Source organism: Sphingomonas asaccharolytica NBRC 15499 (assembly GCF_001598355.1).
Taxonomy (GTDB): domain Bacteria; phylum Pseudomonadota; class Alphaproteobacteria; order Sphingomonadales; family Sphingomonadaceae; genus Sphingomonas; species Sphingomonas asaccharolytica.
In genome coordinates this window covers 1-17,288 of sequence record NZ_BCYU01000061.1, presented here as the reverse complement: position 1 = coordinate 17,288, position 17,288 = coordinate 1, and the positions used below count along the sequence as shown (strand labels likewise).

15 protein-coding genes are annotated in these 17,288 nt (G+C 64.5%); 6 read left to right on the top strand and 9 right to left on the bottom strand.

Going from position 1 to position 17,288, the window contains the following annotated elements; all coding sequences use genetic code 11:
• The first annotated feature begins 122 nt into the window (after window positions 1–122).
• Both clpA and SAS01S_RS15680 read left to right on the top strand, forming a co-directional pair.
• Window positions 123–2,438 carry an ATP-dependent Clp protease ATP-binding subunit ClpA gene (gene clpA, locus SAS01S_RS15685; RefSeq protein ID WP_066810490.1) on the top strand — a complete coding sequence of 772 codons (2,316 nt, stop codon included), beginning with the start codon at window positions 123–125 and terminating at the stop codon, window positions 2,436–2,438.
• Window positions 2,439–2,697: 259 nt separating this feature from the next.
• Complete coding sequence (locus SAS01S_RS15680; protein WP_066810489.1) at window positions 2,698–3,819, top strand: heavy metal-binding domain-containing protein; 1,122 nt, start codon at window positions 2,698–2,700, stop codon at window positions 3,817–3,819.
• Between the two features lie 28 nt (window positions 3,820–3,847).
• Here the strand turns inward: SAS01S_RS15680 and SAS01S_RS15675 are convergent, their stop codons facing one another.
• Window positions 3,848–4,390, bottom strand: coding sequence for a UrcA family protein (locus SAS01S_RS15675; RefSeq protein ID WP_169804974.1), 543 nt, complete (start codon window positions 4,388–4,390; stop codon window positions 3,848–3,850).
• Between the two features lie 204 nt (window positions 4,391–4,594).
• On the opposite strand from SAS01S_RS15675, the gene SAS01S_RS15670 reads away from it, so the two are divergent.
• The 3 genes from SAS01S_RS15670 (at window position 4,595) to SAS01S_RS15660 (ending at window position 8,405) form a co-directional block, all read left to right on the top strand.
• Window positions 4,595–6,289, top strand: a complete 1,695-nt coding sequence (locus SAS01S_RS15670) for a sensor domain-containing diguanylate cyclase (RefSeq protein ID WP_084239084.1) — start codon at window positions 4,595–4,597, stop codon at window positions 6,287–6,289.
• A gap of 147 nt (window positions 6,290–6,436) precedes the next feature.
• Window positions 6,437–6,640, top strand: a complete 204-nt coding sequence (locus SAS01S_RS15665) for a hypothetical protein (protein WP_066810485.1) — start codon at window positions 6,437–6,439, stop codon at window positions 6,638–6,640.
• A gap of 43 nt (window positions 6,641–6,683) precedes the next feature.
• Window positions 6,684–8,405: a long-chain-fatty-acid--CoA ligase gene (locus SAS01S_RS15660; protein WP_066810483.1), complete on the top strand. Its 1,722-nt coding sequence runs from the start codon at window positions 6,684–6,686 to the stop codon at window positions 8,403–8,405.
• Here the strand turns inward: SAS01S_RS15660 and SAS01S_RS15655 are convergent.
• The 7 genes from SAS01S_RS15655 to SAS01S_RS15625 form a co-directional block, all read right to left on the bottom strand.
• Window positions 8,386–9,405: a C13 family peptidase gene (locus tag SAS01S_RS15655; RefSeq protein WP_084239085.1), complete on the bottom strand. Its 1,020-nt coding sequence runs from the start codon at window positions 9,403–9,405 to the stop codon at window positions 8,386–8,388. The genes SAS01S_RS15660 and SAS01S_RS15655 overlap by 20 nt on opposite strands.
• A gap of 98 nt (window positions 9,406–9,503) precedes the next feature.
• Entirely contained in the window at window positions 9,504–9,902 is a 399-nt protein-coding gene (locus tag SAS01S_RS15650) for a (R)-mandelonitrile lyase (protein WP_066810480.1), read from the bottom strand.
• Between the two features lie 66 nt (window positions 9,903–9,968).
• Complete coding sequence (gene folP / locus SAS01S_RS15645; protein WP_066810478.1) at window positions 9,969–11,024, bottom strand: dihydropteroate synthase; 1,056 nt, start codon at window positions 11,022–11,024, stop codon at window positions 9,969–9,971.
• 125 nt (window positions 11,025–11,149) lie between these two features.
• Window positions 11,150–12,292 (bottom strand): site-specific DNA-methyltransferase, encoded by a 1,143-nt coding sequence (locus tag SAS01S_RS15640; protein WP_066810476.1) that lies wholly within the window; start codon window positions 12,290–12,292, stop codon window positions 11,150–11,152.
• Between the two features lie 186 nt (window positions 12,293–12,478).
• Entirely contained in the window at window positions 12,479–13,075 is a 597-nt protein-coding gene (gene rnhB, locus SAS01S_RS15635) for a ribonuclease HII (RefSeq protein ID WP_066810507.1), read from the bottom strand.
• A complete protein-coding gene (thiD, locus tag SAS01S_RS15630; RefSeq protein WP_066810505.1) occupies window positions 13,075–14,247 on the bottom strand; it encodes a bifunctional hydroxymethylpyrimidine kinase/phosphomethylpyrimidine kinase in 1,173 nt (390 codons plus the stop codon). Before thiD ends, rnhB begins: the two co-directional genes overlap by 1 nt.
• A gap of 23 nt (window positions 14,248–14,270) precedes the next feature.
• On the bottom strand, window positions 14,271–15,161 hold the full coding sequence (locus tag SAS01S_RS15625; protein WP_066810474.1) for a prephenate dehydratase: 891 nt from the start codon (window positions 15,159–15,161) through the stop codon (window positions 14,271–14,273).
• Between the two features lie 310 nt (window positions 15,162–15,471).
• Between SAS01S_RS15625 and SAS01S_RS15620 the strand changes: the two genes are divergently transcribed.
• The gene (locus tag SAS01S_RS15620) at window positions 15,472–16,119 is read left to right on the top strand and encodes a c-type cytochrome (RefSeq protein WP_066810472.1); all 648 of its coding nucleotides are present in this window, start codon (window positions 15,472–15,474) and stop codon (window positions 16,117–16,119) included.
• A 157-nt stretch (window positions 16,120–16,276) separates the two neighbouring features.
• Here SAS01S_RS15620 and SAS01S_RS15615 read toward each other — a convergent pair whose 3' ends face one another.
• Window positions 16,277–17,212: an LOG family protein gene (locus SAS01S_RS15615; protein ID WP_066810470.1), complete on the bottom strand. Its 936-nt coding sequence runs from the start codon at window positions 17,210–17,212 to the stop codon at window positions 16,277–16,279.
• Between the last annotated feature and the right edge of the window lie 76 nt (window positions 17,213–17,288).

Below are 17,288 nucleotides of genomic sequence, written 5' to 3'. Positions count from 1 at the left end.
GCGCCGGCGTCAAGCCGACATGACGATGCGGATATCGGCCAGCGCTTGATGCGAGGCCCTCCCATCCCGACATTAGGGAAAAGGGCCGTGCGTCCATGCGGCCCGTCAGGAGTAATAGTCTAATGCCGAGTTTCGCCTCCGCGCTCGAAACCACCCTTCACAAGGCGCTCGAAGCCGCTTCGTCGCGCCGCCACGAATATGCGACGCTTGAGCATTTGCTGCTTGCGCTGGTCGATGACGAACATGCCTCCAAGGTGATGGCATCGTGCGGCGTCGATCTCGACGAGCTCAAGATGACCGTCGCGCAATATCTCGACACCGAACTCGATGCGCTCAAGGTCGACAAGGCGACCGATCCGTCGCCGACCAGCGGGTTCCAGCGCGTCGTCCAGCGCGCGATCCTCCACGTCCAGTCTTCGGGCCGCGACGAAGTGACCGGCGCCAACGTGCTGGTCGCTCTGTTCAGCGAGCGCGAATCCTATGCGGTCTATTTCCTGCAACAGCAGGACATGAGCCGTCTCGACGCGGTCAGCTTCATCTCGCACGGCGTCGGCAAGGGCGGCACGCCGGTCGAGGCCTCAACTCCCAAGGGCGCCGAGGAAGAGAAGTCGACCAAGAGCGACAAGGGCAAGAACGAAAGCGCGCTCAAGCAATTCACCGTCGACCTCAACGAAAAGGCCAAGAACGGCAAGGTCGATCCGCTGATCGGCCGCATGGCGGAAGTCGACCGTACGGTGCAGATCCTGTGCCGCCGGTCGAAGAACAACCCGCTCTATGTCGGCGATCCCGGCGTCGGCAAGACCGCGATCGCCGAAGGCCTGGCGCGCAAGATCGTCGAGGGCGACGTGCCCGACGTGCTCAAGCCCGCCGTCATCTATTCGCTCGACATGGGCGCGCTGCTCGCCGGCACGCGCTATCGCGGCGATTTCGAGGAGCGGCTGAAGCAGGTCGTGACCGAACTCGAAAAAATGCCCGATGCGATCCTGTTCATCGACGAGATCCACACCGTGATCGGCGCCGGCGCGACCAGCGGCGGCGCGATGGACGCGTCGAACCTGCTCAAGCCTGCTTTGTCGGGCGGCACGATCCGTTGCATCGGCTCGACCACCTACAAGGAATTCCGCAACCACTTCGAAAAGGATCGCGCGTTGCTGCGCCGGTTCCAGAAGATCGACGTCAACGAGCCGACGATCGAGGACACGGTGAAGATCCTGGCGGGCTTACGCTCGGCGTTCGAGGAGCATCATCAGGTCAAATACACGCCCGATGCGATCAAGGCGGCAGTTGAGCTGTCGGCGCGGTACATCAACGACCGCAAGCTGCCCGACAAGGCGATCGACGTGATCGACGAAGTCGGCGCGATGCAAATGCTGGTGCCGCCGAGCCGCCGCAAGAAGACGATCACCACCCGCGAAATCGAGGCGGTGATCGCGACGATGGCGCGGATTCCGCCGAAATCGGTGTCGAAGGACGATACGCTCGCCCTTGCGACGCTCGACACCGATCTGAAGCGCGTCGTGTTCGGCCAGAATGACGCGATCGAGAAGCTTTCCTCGGCGATCAAGCTGAGCCGCGCCGGCTTGCGCGATCCCGAAAAGCCGATCGGCAATTATCTGTTCACTGGCCCGACCGGCGTCGGCAAGACCGAGGTTGCGCGTCAGCTCGCCTCGATCATGGGCATTCCGCTGCAGCGGTTCGACATGTCCGAATATATGGAGCGTCATTCGGTCAGCCGGCTGATCGGCGCCCCTCCAGGCTATGTCGGGTTCGACCAGGGCGGTCTGTTGACCGATGCGGTCGACCAGCAGCCGCATTGCGTGCTGCTGCTCGACGAGATCGAGAAGGCGCATCCAGATTTGTTCAACATCCTGTTGCAGGTGATGGACAACGGACGGCTCACCGATCAGCACGGCAAGTCGGTCGATTTCCGCAACGTCATCCTGATCATGACCACCAATGCCGGTGCGTCCGACATGGCGCGCGAGACATTGGGCTTCGGCAACCTCACCCGCGAGGGCGAGGATGAGCAGGCGGTCCAGAAGATGTTCACGCCGGAATTCCGCAACCGCCTCGATGCGATCGTGCCGTTCAGCTACTTGCCCACCGAGGTCGTCGCCCGCGTCGTCGAGAAGTTCATCCTGCAGCTCGAACTGCAGCTGGCGGACCGCAACGTCCATATTAGCCTGGATGACGAATCGAAGAAGTGGCTGACCACCAAGGGCTATGACAAGCTCTACGGCGCCCGCCCGATGGGCCGCCTGATTCAGGAAAAGATCAAGCAGCCGCTCGCCGAGGAATTGCTGTTCGGCAAGCTGGTCCATGGCGGCGAAGTGGTGGTGAAACTGAAGGACAATGCCTTGTCCTTCGAGATCACGCCGGCCGCACCCAAGAAACCCGGCAAGAAGGGCGGCAAGACCGCCAAGGCCGAAGCGAAGTAAGCCACGGCATCAGCCGGAAACGGAACCGGGCCGGGTACAATCCCCGGCCCGTTTTGTATTTGAGCTTTCTGGTCGCTTGATGCTGCAAGCTTATCTTGTGCGCACGCTGAATTTTGCTTTGGGTTTGGGGCGTCCGACAGCAGCAGGGACGCCATTTATGACGGGGTAGACGCTGAACTAACTCAGGAGCAGGCTGATATCGCGCGCATCACCGACCTGCCGAACTTGACAGTGGAGGTGGATAGAGGGGGCTCGAAAAATGGCAAAAGTTACCGGACTTTCGGGCAACGAAATCTACTGCATGTCGCTCAAGAACTACGCGCCTGGTGAGCTTGTCGTCGGCAACAGCGTTAATTCCATGGGCTTTTTGCGCGGGATGGCGGCCGGCTTCAAAGGCATGGCGGGCGGCGAGATTACGCAAGTCACGCAATCGATCGAGGAAGGCCGGCTCGCGGCGTTCGAGCGCATGACCGCGGAAGCCAAGCGCGAGGGCGCCGCCGGGGTAACGGGGGTGACGGGCGAGCTTAAGGACTTTGCTGGCAACACCGAATTCCTCTTTGTCGGATCAAGCCTGCATGAGCTCGACGAGGGGCGTTCGCTGCCCTTTTTCACCAGCGCCGGCAGCGCTCAGGAACTCTATTGCAACATCGATTCCGGGTACCAGCCACTCGCCCATGTATTCGGCAACATTGCCTACATGACCGGTTTTGGCGGCGGCTTGACCGGCGCACTGAAGACCATGGTTCGCGGCGAGATCGCCGAATACAGCAATATCTTCAACCAGACCCGCCATGCCGCACTTGATCGCATCGTCGCTCAAGCCAAGGCGGCGCGCGCCAATTCAGTGGTGGGTATTCGTACCCAGATCATGTTCTGGCACGGCACTCATGAAATGCTGATGACCGGCACGGCCGCCCACAATCCAGCCTTGCCGACGGAGTATCTCAATAGTCCGGTCACCAGCGATCTCACTGCCGAGGAGCTGTGGGCGATGACGCAGTTGGGCTACGCACCCGTGAAGCTGTTGATTTCGGCCTCGATCTATTCGCTGGGAACAGTTGGTGGCTTAAAGGCGGCATTCAAGGCCTTCACGCGCGGCGAGATCAGCGATCTGACGACGTTGATCCACGACGCGCGCGAACTGGCGATTGGCCGATTGAAGAACGAGGCTGATGCTCTTGGCGCGGCCGATGTTGTCGGCGTGAAGACCTATATCGCGGAGTTCGGCCACCTCGTGGAATTCCTGGCGATCGGCACCGCGATCAAGAAGCTTCCCGGCCTTGCCACGCAAACCCCCACCTTGCCGGTCCAAGCGATCACTGCCGACAAGGACACCTGGATCGATGGCACACTCGGAATGGTGCTCGACCGCAGCAACTGATTATTGGTTTTCGCAGAGTCGGGCCTCCTTACTCCACGCACGCGCAGCGCGGCTTCCAGGCCGGGCGGAAGGTGGCGGGCGGCGTCCGGTACGTCAGCGTGATGGTCGTCGTCTTGGTCGTGGTCGTGGTGATCTTGGTCGTCTTCGACACGAGCTGCGCGGGCGGGGCCGGGATCGGCAGGTAGGCGATCCGGGGCAGCGGCTGGGCCATGGGCAGCGGCAGTGGCGCGGGCGGCGGTGCGAAACGCCGCGTCCGGTAATAGCGCCGATCGGCCTCGCGCTCGAACGCGATCCGGCGGCGCCATTGGTCCCGGGTCACCGCGCGGGCCACTTGCCAATCGGCGCTCAGCCAGGCCTCGTCACGGCAATCTTCATCCCAGCCGCACATATCGTCGATCCGGCCGCGTAGCCGTTTGATCAGCCGGTCCATGCCCCAGCCGGTCGAAAGATCGAGATCGGCGACGTTGACCAAGGTCGTCTGGACGTCGCGATCGCCATAGTCGCTCGCGGTGGCGGCTGGCGCGAGCAGTGCAGCGCCCAGAATGATGGCGGCAATAGGGAGTCGGATCATCACGCGCCCCTCGTCGTTAACCATGTTGCGATGGCATAACGACGCCGATGATTGTCCGAGTCAAGCGCGCGAGCACGGCCTTCGTCCGATCGGGGGACTCACGGCATCGCCGCCCTCCACACCGCCTGACATATTGACCAAAGCGCATGTCGCTAATTGTCTGTGGTTTACTATTAATTTGTGGTCCTCGGGTAGGTCCGTGGCATGCGTTTAGCCGGCCTGCCCTTCCTGTTGATGACAGCGTTGCTGACGGCCGCTGCCACATTATGGGCTTCTCCCGCCGAGGCGCGGAGCGCGGTCACCGGCGCGCCGCTCACTACCTGCGTCGCGCCGGCGCGCGATGGCGACCGTCCCGCCGGTATGTTCGCCGCCGCCGCACGCTTCGACTGCGTCCATCGTCAAGCCTGGTTTGGACCCGGAGATTATTGGATTATCTCGCAACCGTTAAGCGGCGTTCCCGGCGTCGGGAGCCGGTCCCGGGTGCGTATCGGGAGCCTGTGGCAGGATGCCGTAACACTCTACGCGCTCTACCCGAACGGGAAGATCCGCGGTTGGCGATTCGACGGCCGCCAGGTTAGCCATCACCTGCAATTGGGCGCGATGATCGAATGGCCGCTCCCGGCCGCCATCGGCCCGCCGGTCAGGTTGATGTGGCATGTCCAGGGATCAGCCAACCTGCGCGGCATCTTGGTCGCGCCGACCGTCGCTACGCCCCAGGAATCGAACGCGGCGAACTTGGCGATGACCGCGATCTATGCAGGGTTCGGCGGCCTGTGCCTGGCATTGCTGGTCTACAATCTCGCCATGTGGGGGGCGCTGCGCCATCCCTTCCAGCTCGCTTATTGCGCGATGGTCGCGGCGTTGACGCTCTACGCGCTGAGTTCGTCGGGGGCGCTCGCGTGGCTCAACCCAAATATGCTCAACAACGATCGCTTGCGGCTCAATTACGTCCTGCTGTCTACGGCGGCGGCGACCGCGTTGATCTTCGCGCGCTATTTCTTCGTACCCGCGGTGACCGCCGGCTGGGTGGGTAAGGCGGTCAACGCGATCATCGCCGCATCGGTGATCGCGACCGCATTCGTCGCCTTATTCGCTCCCTGGCACATCCGGATCTTCGACACCGCCTTTTCGCTGACCTTCGCAGCGATCATCGTCGTGGTCTTTCCGATCATCCGCCGCGCCCGCGCCGAGCGCAGCCCCTATCTCTGGCTGTTCGCGGTCGCCTGGGCAGCGCCGATCCTGTTCGCGGCGCTGCGCCTGCTCGGCAATCTGGCGCTGATCCCCTGGAGCTTCTGGCTCGACAATTCGACCATCTTGTCGATGGCGTTCGAAGCGATCATCTCGACATTGGCGATCGCCTATCGCATCCGCTTGCTCTCGCTCGAACGCGACGAGGCGATCGAGCGCGAAATCATCGCGGCGCGGTTGGCCGACACCGATCCGTTGACCGGCCTGCTCAACCGCCGCGCCTTTCTGCGCCAGGCGATCGGCCGCGCGACCAACCAGTCGCTGATGCTGACCGACATCGATTATTTCAAGCGGATCAACGAGACTTTGGGTCATGACGGCGGCGATGAGGTGCTGCGCGTTTTCGCCCGCGTGCTGCGCCAGGCCGCACCGAGCGCATTGATCGCACGGATGGGGGGCGAGGAATTCGCCATTCTGTGCCCCGCCGACCGCGCGATCGCACCCGATGCCGTGCTCGCCAAAATGCGGTCGGCACGGATGCCGTTCGACCTCACCGTCACTGCCAGTATCGGCGCCTGCACCGGCCCGCTCGTCACCGAGGCGGATTGGAAGGCAATGTATCGCCGCGCCGACCGCGCGCTGTTCGATGCCAAGCAAGGCGGCCGCGATCGGGCCCGGTTCGCGCCGCCGATCGCCGTCCGCGCTGCCTGAAGTTGTTTTCAGCTTCGCTGTATCGTTTCAGCTTTGTTGAAACAGACGCTGACGCTCGTTTCGGCTACGAAATCGCGACGGGTTGCCGCCGCTTTGGCTTGTCGCTCGCCCTCCGGCGCTTTATAGGGATCGGCTGGAGGCGCGGGTATGCGTAAGCGTAATGCGATGGTCGCGTTGGGAGCACTGCTCGTGCTGGTCGCGGTCGTGCGCCATCCGACCGCCGACATCGAGATCCTGACGCATCGCGACGGCGATCCGACCCCGCATCGTATCCAGGCGGCGGTCGATCTGGGCGTGGTCGCGGTCAAGTTCCTGCTGACCTGGACCAGCGGCAACGCGGTTAGCCGCTAAGTACGCTTGCCGCAGCACCGGCGGCGCGCTTACATCCCAGTCGATGACACAAGATGCGGAGAGCCTATGGCGCGGCAGCGCCTATCGTCACCCTACGCCATGGGCGACCGACTTCCCACCGTTGTCGCTGATCGACATGTTCGAGACCACCGCGCGAACCTATCCCGAGCGGCCGTTGCTCGATTTCCTCGGTCGCCGCTACTCCTATGCCGAAGTGATCGACGGCGCAGCGCGCGTCGCCACCGGACTGGCGCGGGTGGGCTATGGGCCGGGCGACCGGATCGGTCTGTTCCTGCCCAACGTCCCGCATTACCTCGCCGCTTATTACGGCGTGCTCAAGCTGGGCGCGACGGTCGTCAATTTCTCGCCGCTCTACACGGCTGACGAGCTGGCGCATCAAGTTGAGGATTCAGGGACCAAATTGCTCTTCACGCTGTCGGCGAGCGCGTTGCTGCCGACGGCACTTAAGGTGCTCGACCAGAGCGGGCTCGAACGGCTGGTGGTTGGGTCGGTGGCGGGCGCCCTGCCCGCGGCAAAGTCGCTTTTCTATCGTCTGTTCCGCGGTAAGGAAGTGACGAAGCGCCCCGACGATCCGCGCATCACCGCCTTTTCCGCGCTGATCGCCAATGACGGGCGACATGATTTCCCGGCGATCGATCCGGCCAGCCACCTCGCGCTGATCCAATATACCGGCGGCACCACCGGCACGCCCAAAGGCGCGATGCTGACGCACCAGAATCTGTCGGCCAATGCGCGCCAGGTCGAGGGGCTGGATCCGCATCCCGGGGAGGAGGACCGCATCATCGGCGTGCTGCCGCTGTTCCACGTTTTCGCCAACACCTGCGTGATGAACCGCACGGTGGCCAATGGCGGCATGATCGTGCTGCTGCCGCGCTTCGACGGCGCACAAGTGCTGGCGGCGATCGAGCGGACCAAGGCGACTGCGTTGCCGGGAGTGCCGACCATGTACCAGGCGCTGCTCGACCATCCCAAGTTGCCAACGGCCGACCTTTCCAGCCTCAAATATTGCATCTCAGGCGGCGCCCCGCTCGCCGCCGAGGTCAAGGCCAAGTTCGAGGCGGCGACCGGCGCACGCGTGATCGAGGGCTATGGTCTGTCGGAAAGTTCGGGAGTCGTCTCGTGCAATCCTTATGAGGCTGATGGCAAATTGGGCACGATCGGCCAGCCGATCCCGGCGACCGAAGTCCGCCTGGCCAACAAGGAGGATTCGTCACGCCCCGCCCCCGACGGCGAGCCTGGCGAAATCCTGGTGCGCGGACCGCAGATCATGAAGGGCTATTGGAACCGACCCGACGCCGATGCCGAGGTGTTCGTCCCCGATACGGGCGGCGCCTGGCTGCGCACCGGCGATGTCGGCACGATCGACGCTGACGGCTTCATCCATGTCGTCGACCGGTTGAAGGACATGATCGCGGTCAGCGGGTTCAAGGTCTTTCCGAGCCAGATCGAGGCTGTCCTCTATCGCCATCCCGCGGTGAAGGAGGCGCTGGTGATCGGCGTCCCCGACACTTATCGCGGCGAACAACCGCGCGCTTATGTGACGCTCAACGACGGCGCCGCAGCGACCGCGGACGAGATTAAGGCGTGGCTCAACCCGCAGCTCGGCCATCACGAGCGCGTCGATCAGGTGGTCGTTCGGCTCGCTTTGCCCAAGACATTGGTCGGCAAGCTCAGCCGCAAGGAACTGGTCGCCGAGGTGCAGGCGGAAATGCGCGAGCCGGACATCACTGTTCCAGATCGTTGAGAATCGAGACCGCCGGGCGGCCGACCATCGGCGTCGCGGTCTTCGGCATGCGGGCTTCGAGCGGGGCGAGCCACTTGCTTACGCCGCTGCCGATCGAGGTCTGCGGCTGCGACGGGGTGACGTGGCCCTGTTTTTCCCATTGCGCGATCAGCGTGCGCGCGTCGTCGCCGGCCTTGGCGAGCGGCACCGGCTGGCGCAACGCGTGGTTGATCATCGCGTCGCCAAAGAAGGTCCAGTCGCGATCCGCTGCGCAGCCGAACGACGTGCGGTCAGCTGAGGCCGCAGTAAGCAACGCCGTCGTCTCACTCGCTAGCATCGGCACGAACACGCCCGAATAACAGACCGACAGGATCAGCAGCCGGTTCCTGATCCCGAGCTCGTCGAACATCCGAGCCATCCGCGCGGGCGAGATGATGCCGAACCCTTCGTCGCCGTCATGATAGGCCAGCCCGACCGGCAAGCCATGGCCAGCGGTATAGAGCACCAGCACATCCTCGTTGCGGTCCATCAGCTCGGCGATCCGCGCGAGCGTCAGCGCGAACGCGCGGGGCGTACCATTGGGCAAGTCGCTCGGGCCCGACCCGTCGGTGCCGGCAAGCACGATCGTGTGTCCGACCGCAGTGTAGCGGCGCGACAGCACCCTGCCCGCCTCGCGCGCCTCACGGCCGAAAATCGGATCGCTGTCGAGCCCCACCACCAGCACATAGGCGTCGACCACGCCCCTCTTCTGCGGCTGGAGCGCGGCAAGCGCCTTGTCGAGCCGGCGCTGGTCGGCCAGCATCCAGACCGGCGACCGGTCGCGCTCGAGTTCGGGACCAAGCTCGAGCGACGCTTCCGCCGCTCCCTGATCGTCGCCGGTGCCCATGCCCGGCCAACCGGTGGTATGCTGGGGCGCGACATAGGGACTGGTCGCCTGTCCGGTCGCCGAACCCGCAAGCGACAGACTGACGGAAAGCGCCGCTGCCAGCGCGACGAAGCGACGGACAAACTGGTGACGCATGCGACCGGCCCCCATTATCTTGGGTCGAAACGTGGCGTTGCGCAGGGCGAAGTCAAGCGCCGCCGCCCACAACGCACTGCAAAGACGTGCAGCGGCGCTCAATCGCGGCGATATTGCTCGTCGCTGACCTTCTCCAGCCAGTCGACCGCCTTGCCGTCGAGCCGCTCCTGGATCGCGATATGCGTCATCGCATTGGTCGGCGTCGCGCCGTGCCAATGCTTCTCGCCGGGCTCGAACCAGATCACGTCACCGGGACGGATTTCCTCCACCGGGCTGCCGTCGCGCTGGACCCAGCCAAGGCCGGAAGTGACGATCAGTGTCTGGCCGAGGGGATGGGTGTGCCAGGCGGTGCGCGCGCCGGGCTCGAACGTCACGCTGGCGCCCGCGACACGCGCGGGATCGGGCGCGGTGATCAGCGGGTCGATCCTGACCGTGCCGGTGAACCAGTCCGCCGAGCCCTTGCCCGATGGCTGCGACCCGCTCCGCTTGATGTCCATGGCATCCGTTCCTTTCGCGACCGCTAGCTTGCCGTCTGCAACGCACGCCGCAACGGCGATATCCGGTCAGCCGCCGACCAGCGCCTGATCGCGCATCCCCCGCCAGACTTTCAGCGCCTGCACCGTCTCGGGCACGTCATGGACGCGGAGCAATTGGACGCCGGCTTCGGCACCCTTGAGCGCCAGCGTAATCGAGCCACCGAGGCGCTGATCGGCCGGCGCTTCGTTCGACAGCGCGCCGATCATCCGCTTGCGACTGGCGCCAAGCATGATCGGACAACCGAGCCCGTGGAACATCGCCAATCCGTTGAGCAGCGAGAGATTGTCTTGGAGCGACTTGCCGAAACCGATGCCGGGGTCGACGATGATCTTGGCGCGATCAACCCCGCCCGCGACGACAGCCGCGATCCTCGCCTCGAGCCAATCGTACACCTCGGTCAGGACATCGCCATAACCGCCACCGCCATGCGGCCCCTTAGCGGGATCGGGCGAGTGCATGAGGATGACGGGGCAGGCCGCCTTTGCCACCACGTCCAGCGCGCGATCGTCCCATAACAGCGCCGCGACGTCGTTGACGATGCCGGCACCGGCGGCGAGCGCGGCCTCCATCACCATCGCCTTGCGCGTGTCGATCGACACCAGGGTCCCGGCGCGCACCAGCCCGCGCACGACCGGCTCGACGCGCTTCTTCTCATCCTCTTCCCAGACAAGCTCGGCACCAGGCCGGGTCGATTCACCGCCGACATCGATCAGCGCCGCTCCGGCCGCAGCCATCGCGACCCCCGCGGCGACGGGATCGTTTTGTTCGCCGCCATCGGAAAAGCTGTCGGGGGTGGCGTTGAGGATCCCCGCGACCGAAGGCTGGTCGAAGCGGAGGGTCCGCTCGCCGAGCATCAGCGGCGGACGCGGGCGGATGATCATCGCATGAAGTTCCGCGGCGCGTTGGTCATTGGCACCGAGCGTGCGATCGAACTCGGCAATGGAGACGGTGCGTTTGGCACCGCCCTCGATCGCTTCATAAGCTGCGAACCACTGCATCCCGCCGGCCAGCCGGGCAACTTCGCCATCGCGACCGATCGGCGTATCGACGAATTGGACTGGGCGGAGGTGGAGTTTGGCCATTCATTCACCTTCGTCATGCCGGGCTCGTCCCGGCATCCACCGCGCGGCCGGAACCGCGCGTTTCGAGTTTGCTGCACGGTGGGCCCCGGAACAAGCCCGGGGCGACGCATTTCCGGAATCAGGTCTTAAGGCTGCGTCGCGAGCAAGTAATTCTGGCGCAGCGCGTCGATCGGCTTCAGCCCATCCACCGCTTCGTAATGCCAGAAGGTCCAGCCGTTGCACGCCGGCGCGTTCTGCAGGGTCGCGCCGAGCTTATGGATCGACCCCGCCTGGCCGCAGTCGCTCTTGAGCGAGCCGTCGGCGCCGATCGTCGCCTTCCAGCGGCGCTTGGTGTCGGTCAGCACGGTGCCTGGCGTCAGCATGCCATTCTCGATCAGCGCGCCGAACGCGACGCGCGGCGCGGCCTTGGGGCTCTGCATCGTAGTCAGCGCCGATTCGTCGAGCGGCAGTGCGGCGGCGATTCGTTCCTCGGCGGCCTCGATATAGATGGGTTCGCGCTCGATCCCGATCCAATGCCGGCCGAGGCGCTTGGCGACCGCGCCGGTGGTACCGGTGCCGAAGAACGGATCGAGCACGACGTCGCCGGGCTTCGAGCAAGCGAGCAGGATGCGGTAGAGCAACGCTTCGGGCTTCTGAGTCGGATGAACCTTGACGCCGTTCTTCTTGAGCCGCTCGGGCCCGCCGCAGATCGGGAATTCCCAGTCCGAGCGCATCTGCAGCTCGTCGTTGAGCGTCTTCATGCTGCGATAGTTGAACGTGTATTTGGCGCCCTCGCCGGTCGACGCCCAGATCAATGTCTCGTGCGCGTTGGTGAAGCGCGTGCCCTTGAAGTTGGGCATCGGGTTGGCCTTGCGCCAGATGATGTCGTTGAGGATCCAATAGCCAAGATCCTGGATCGCCGATCCGACCTTGAAGATATTGTGATAGCTGCCGATCACCCAGATCGAGCCATTGTCCTTGAGGATGCGCTTAGCCTCGCCCAGCCACTCGCGGGTGAAACGGTCGTAGATCGCTAGGCTGTCGAACTTGTCCCAATCGTCGGTCACCGCGTCGACATGGCTGCCGTCGGGGCGCGACAGATCGCCGCCGAGCTGGAGATTATAGGGCGGATCGGCGAAGATCAGGTCGACCGATTTGGCCGGCAGCGCGCGCATCGTCTCGATGCAATCGCCCATGACGATACGGTCGAGCGGCAACTCGCCCGGCACCAGCGCCGACGGCTGCCCAAGAGCAACAGCTCGCGCACTGACCTTCTCGATAACCCCCATCGGCAAACGCTCCCCCACAATCACTCGCGCACGAAAAACGGGCGCGACGACTCCGGTCAAGCGAAGTTTAGTTAACGAGTCGGGTTAGCAAATGGTTAAGCCGGCGGAACATTTTACGACCCTTACCGGATATTGAGTCCCAACTTATCCACAGCCCCAAGCCATGGGGTGTGGCAAAAAAGACTCTTAAAACGGCAGAACCGCTTGCGCGACCGGCGCGAAGCTCCGGCGATGCAGCGGACACGGCCCGTGTTCGCGCAGCGCGCGCAGATGATCGGGCGCGGCATAGCCCTTGTTCGAGTGCCAGCCATAGTGCGGATAGGCTTCGGCATGGGTGATCATGATCGTGTCGCGCGTGTGCTTGGCGATGATCGAGGCCGCCGCGATCGACATGCTGATCCCGTCGCCACCGACGATCGCGGTCGCCTGCCACGTCCAGCGCGGCAGACGGTTGCCGTCGACCAGCACATGTCCTGGCGGACACCCCAGCGCTTCGACCGCCAGCGTCATCGCCTTCATCGTCGCCCAGAAGATATTGAGGCTGTCGATCTCCTCGGCCTCGCAGATACCGATGCCGATGGTCGCGCAGTCCATCAGCCGGCCATGCAGCCGGGCGCGCTCGGCGGCACTCAGCTTCTTCGAATCGTCGAGCCCGCGCGGGATGCCCTTGGCGGGCAGGATCACCGCCGCCGCCACGACCGGCCCCGCAAGCGGCCCGCGGCCGGCCTCGTCGACACCGGCGACCGGTGCGAGGCAGAGCTTTTCGTGTTTGAGGCCAGGCATCAGCGGAGCCGCCACGGCGGGTAACGCCGGTTTTCGCCGGCCTGGTAGAGGCACACCGGATTGCCCGACGGATCAGTCAGCCGGGCCTCACGCCACAGCCAGGGTTGATCGGTGGGGAGTTGCTCGAACACTGCACCCTCTTTTTGCAGCCATTCGATGGTCTCGTCGAGATAGTCGACTTCGAGGAATACGGTGGGGCGTGCGCCGGTCTCGATCGACAAGGTCGCGCCGCCTGGCGCTTCAAACCGGGCATAATGGGCGTCATCGGTCCCGACGATCTGCTTCAAGCCCAGCCGCGAATAGAAGGAGCATGTTCCCTCATAGTCCGTCGCCGCAATAGTGATCTGGTTGAGCCGCGCACCCGCTTCGATCGAAACATCGAGACGAACCGTCTGATGCCCCATCGGGCCATGGCCATTGCCCAAGTGCGGCGCGCCCTTGATCGCGAGCCGGACGAATTGGCGAGCGTGGTCGATCGCGAATTCGAGCGGATGGCCAGCGGCAAGGTATGTCGCGATCGCCGATGCGAGCGTGCAACCGGTGCCATGTGTGCAGTTGCTGTCGATACGCTCGCTGCGCCACTCGGTCGGGCGTCCATCCATCGGATCGACATAGACTAGGCGATCGACGATCTCTCGACCGCGCCCGTGCCCGCCCTTCGCCAGGACTGCGCAGCGGCGCCGGACAGCAAGCGCCTGCGCCGCCGCATGGACCGCCTCGCTGTCGTCGACCGGCATGCCGGATAGCGCTTTCAGCTCGAGCAGATTGGGCGTCGTCACCTCGGCAACGCGCATCAACCGCTCGAACGCGGCGATCGTCTCGTCGTCGGCCAAGACCGATCCGCTGGTCGCGACCATCACGGGGTCGAACACGATCGGCACATCAAGCGACTCGAGCACATCCGCCACCGCATGCGCGGTTGCCGCCGATCCGATCATCCCGATCTTCACCGCGTCGACGCCAATATCGGTCACCACCGAATTGATCTGCGCGATGACCATGTCGGTCGGCACCGCCAGCACCGCCTGGACGCCGAGCGTATTCTGCGCGGTGATCGCGGTGATCGCGGTCATCGCGTGTCCGCCGAGCATCGTCACCGTCTTGATATCGGCCTGAATCCCCGCGCCGCCGCCCGAATCGGACCCGGCGATGATCAGGACGCGCGGCGTCATCCCCGCTTCCGCGACGTTTTGCGTCATCCGCGCTTGCGCGCTTGGGGATAGCTGCCCAGCACGCGCATCCATTTCGAGTGGAAGCCGAGTTCCTCCAGCGCGCGATCGAGATTCTCGTCCCCCGGCCGGCCCTCGACGTCGGCGTAGAAATCGGTCGCCGCGAAGCTGCCGCCGCGCTGGTAGCTTTCGAGCTTGGTCATGTTGACGCCATTGGTCGCGAATCCGCCCATCGCCTTGTACAACGCGGCGGGAACATTCTTCACCTCGAAGATGATCGTGGTCATGAACGGCCCCTCGCCCGTCAGCGGACGACTGCCCCGCGCCAGGGTCACGAAGCGCGTGGTATTGTGTTCGGCATCGGCGATGTCGCTCGCCAGCGTCTCCAACCCGTAGATCTTGGCCGCGGGCGGTGGCGCGAGCGCGGCGACCTTGGGATCGTTGATCTCGGCGACCAGAGCGGCGGCGCCGGCGGTGTCGGGATAGGCGATCGGGGTGATGCCATGCGCCTTCAGCCAATGGCGGCATTGGCCCAGCGCCTGGGGATGGCTCATCGCTTCCTTCACGCCGTCGAGCGGGCCGACTCCCATCAAGGCGTAGCGGATCGGCAAGAAATGCTCGCCGGTGATCACCAGTCCCGATTCGGGCAACAGGAAATGAATGTCGGCGACACGGCCGTGGAGCGAATTCTCGATCGGGATGACCGCGCAATCCGCGCGTCCTTCCTTCACCGCATCGATCGCGTCATCGAAGCTGAAGCACGGCAGCGGCAGTCCATCGGGGAAGGCTTCCTCGACCGCGACATGGCTGTTGGCGCCCGGCGCGCCCTGAAACGCCACCGCGCGCTCGGGCTCGCGGGCAGCGGCTTCGGTCATCGCGGCGACGATGGGCTGGGCGGGGGCGGCGAAATTCTCCATGGCGGCGGCGATTAGAGGCGGGCATCATCTGTAGCAACCCGGGGCTCTTGTTTGACGCGCTCACGCGCGCGTACGACACCAGCCCGCACCGGGTGAACAGCGCCCCGCGCTGTTCAGGCCATGCCGGGGGCATGGCCGGCCCGATGCGCCCCCACCCGACCGCCCAATCAGGATATGCTATGGGCGGTCGGGTGGGGGAGTGGGCTGGTGCCGCTCGCGACCACAGGTCGCCAAACAACAGCCACCTTGCCCCCCGCCAATACGCTTACTAAAGGGCTGCTACTCAATTCAGGGGCGTACGCGAAAAATCATGTCCGACAAGACCAACACGATCGCTGGATGGACCCTCGCAGGGTGCTTTGTCGCGCTTGGCGCCACGATCGTTGGCGGCATGGTGTTTCACAGCGGCGAGCCCAAGAAAGAAGGCTATCCGGTCGAGGCGGTCGATGAGGGCGGCGACAGCGGCGCCGCGGCGGAAGTGCCGATCGCGTCTCTGCTCCCGACCGCCGACGCCGCCAAGGGCGCCGAGGTGTTCAAGAAGTGCGGCGCGTGCCATACGGTCAACCAGGGCGGCGCCAACGGCATCGGCCCGAACCTCTATGCCACGGTTGGCGAAGGGATAGCCGAGGGCAAGGGCGGCTTCGCCTTCTCCGATGCGCTGAAGGCCAAAGGCGGCAAGTGGGATTTCGATTCGCTCAACGCTTGGCTGACCAGCCCGCGTAAGTTCGCGCCGGGTACCAAGATGACCTTCGCCGGCCTGTCGAACCCCAAGGATCGCGCCGACGTGATCCTGTATCTGAACCAGCAGGGCTCGAACCTGCCGCTGCCGGCAGCACCGGCCGCTGCCCCGGCGGGCAAGGATGCCAAGGCGGCCGAAGGTAACAGCGCCGCGCCGGCTGAAGGCAATGCGGCGACTCCCGCCGCGGGCAATGCCGCCGCACCTGCTGCCAAGAAGTAACTCCCCCGAATACCGATACATCCCTCCCCGGCGAAGGCCGGAGCCCAGTTGCGAAGTCTTTGCCATGGCACGATGATCGCGCCATTTCTGAAATCCGTGGGACTGGGCCCCGGCCTTCGCCGGGGAGGTGTATTTTATCCCGGACCAGGAGAGCCGCTCAGCGCGACGTGTCGGCCTGCGCGGCGATCTCTTCCGCGGCATGCTGCTCCGCTTCAGCGAGACCGGCATCGAGCGAGCGGTCCTGGTAGAAGCGCTGGACGCATTCCCAGCCCTCTTCCGCCGTCTCGCAATAGGTGAAGATGTCGAGGTCCTTGGGGCTGACCACGCCTTCCTCGACCAGCGCTTCGAAATTGACCACGCGCTGCCAGAATTCCTTGCCGTAGAGCAGGACCGGAATCGGCTGGATCTTGCCGGTCTGGATCAAGGTCAACAGCTCGAACAATTCGTCGAACGTGCCGAACCCGCCAGGAAACGCCGCGAGCGCACGCGCGTGGAGCAGGAAGTGCATCTTCCTGAGCGCGAAATAGTGGAACTGCAGGCTCAGCCGTGGGGTGACATAGGGATTGGGCGCCTGTTCGTGCGGAAGCACGATGTTGAGCCCGATCGATTCGGCGCCGACATCGCACGCGCCGCGATTGGCCGCTTCCATGATCGACGGACCGCCGCCCGAGCAGACGACGAAGTGACGTTGCCCGTCGGTATCGACCGGGAAACTCGACGCCAGCCGGCCGAGCTCGCGTGCAACCTCATAATATTTCGACTTGGCGACCAGCCGTTCGGCGATCTTGCGCGACGCGTCATCAGTCGCCGCGTCGAGCACCGCCTGTGCCTTGTCCGGTGCGGGGATGCGCGCCGATCCGTACATCACGAAGGTCGAGGCGATTCCCGCTTCATCGATCACCAGTTCCGGCTTGAGGAGCTCAAGCTGGAAGCGGACCGGACGCAGATCCTCGCGCAGCAGGAAGTCCATGTCCTGGAAAGCGAGCCGATAGGCCGGATCCTGGGTCTGCGGGGTGGAGAGGCCGCCCTTGGCGCGGTCGGCTTCCTGTTTCGCACGCGGAAAAACGCGCGACGGTACTCGGGTATCAGTCATCCCAGCGCGTTAGAGCAAAGTTGTGACGGATTGAAGGGCTGTCAAAACCCTCTCCCGCGTGCGGGTGCACCGGGCC

What these genes read in the sequence shown, in the direction of transcription:
- clpA (WP_066810490.1), top strand. Translation starts at nt 123, where the DNA reads ATGCCGAGTTTCGCCTCCGCGCTCGAAACCACCCTTCACAAGGCGCTC.
- SAS01S_RS15680 (WP_066810489.1), top strand. Translation starts at nt 2,698, where the DNA reads ATGGCAAAAGTTACCGGACTTTCGGGCAACGAAATCTACTGCATGTCG.
- SAS01S_RS15675 (WP_169804974.1), bottom strand. Translation starts at nt 4,390, where the DNA reads ATGATCCGACTCCCTATTGCCGCCATCATTCTGGGCGCTGCACTGCTC.
- SAS01S_RS15670 (WP_084239084.1), top strand. Translation starts at nt 4,595, where the DNA reads ATGCGTTTAGCCGGCCTGCCCTTCCTGTTGATGACAGCGTTGCTGACG.
- SAS01S_RS15665 (WP_066810485.1), top strand. Translation starts at nt 6,437, where the DNA reads ATGCGTAAGCGTAATGCGATGGTCGCGTTGGGAGCACTGCTCGTGCTG.
- SAS01S_RS15660 (WP_066810483.1), top strand. Translation starts at nt 6,684, where the DNA reads ATGACACAAGATGCGGAGAGCCTATGGCGCGGCAGCGCCTATCGTCAC.
- SAS01S_RS15655 (WP_084239085.1), bottom strand. Translation starts at nt 9,405, where the DNA reads ATGCGTCACCAGTTTGTCCGTCGCTTCGTCGCGCTGGCAGCGGCGCTT.
- SAS01S_RS15650 (WP_066810480.1), bottom strand. Translation starts at nt 9,902, where the DNA reads ATGGACATCAAGCGGAGCGGGTCGCAGCCATCGGGCAAGGGCTCGGCG.
- folP (WP_066810478.1), bottom strand. Translation starts at nt 11,024, where the DNA reads ATGGCCAAACTCCACCTCCGCCCAGTCCAATTCGTCGATACGCCGATC.
- SAS01S_RS15640 (WP_066810476.1), bottom strand. Translation starts at nt 12,292, where the DNA reads ATGGGGGTTATCGAGAAGGTCAGTGCGCGAGCTGTTGCTCTTGGGCAG.
- rnhB (WP_066810507.1), bottom strand. Translation starts at nt 13,075, where the DNA reads ATGCCTGGCCTCAAACACGAAAAGCTCTGCCTCGCACCGGTCGCCGGT.
- thiD (WP_066810505.1), bottom strand. Translation starts at nt 14,247, where the DNA reads ATGACGCCGCGCGTCCTGATCATCGCCGGGTCCGATTCGGGCGGCGGC.
- SAS01S_RS15625 (WP_066810474.1), bottom strand. Translation starts at nt 15,161, where the DNA reads ATGGAGAATTTCGCCGCCCCCGCCCAGCCCATCGTCGCCGCGATGACC.
- SAS01S_RS15620 (WP_066810472.1), top strand. Translation starts at nt 15,472, where the DNA reads ATGTCCGACAAGACCAACACGATCGCTGGATGGACCCTCGCAGGGTGC.
- SAS01S_RS15615 (WP_066810470.1), bottom strand. Translation starts at nt 17,212, where the DNA reads ATGACTGATACCCGAGTACCGTCGCGCGTTTTTCCGCGTGCGAAACAG.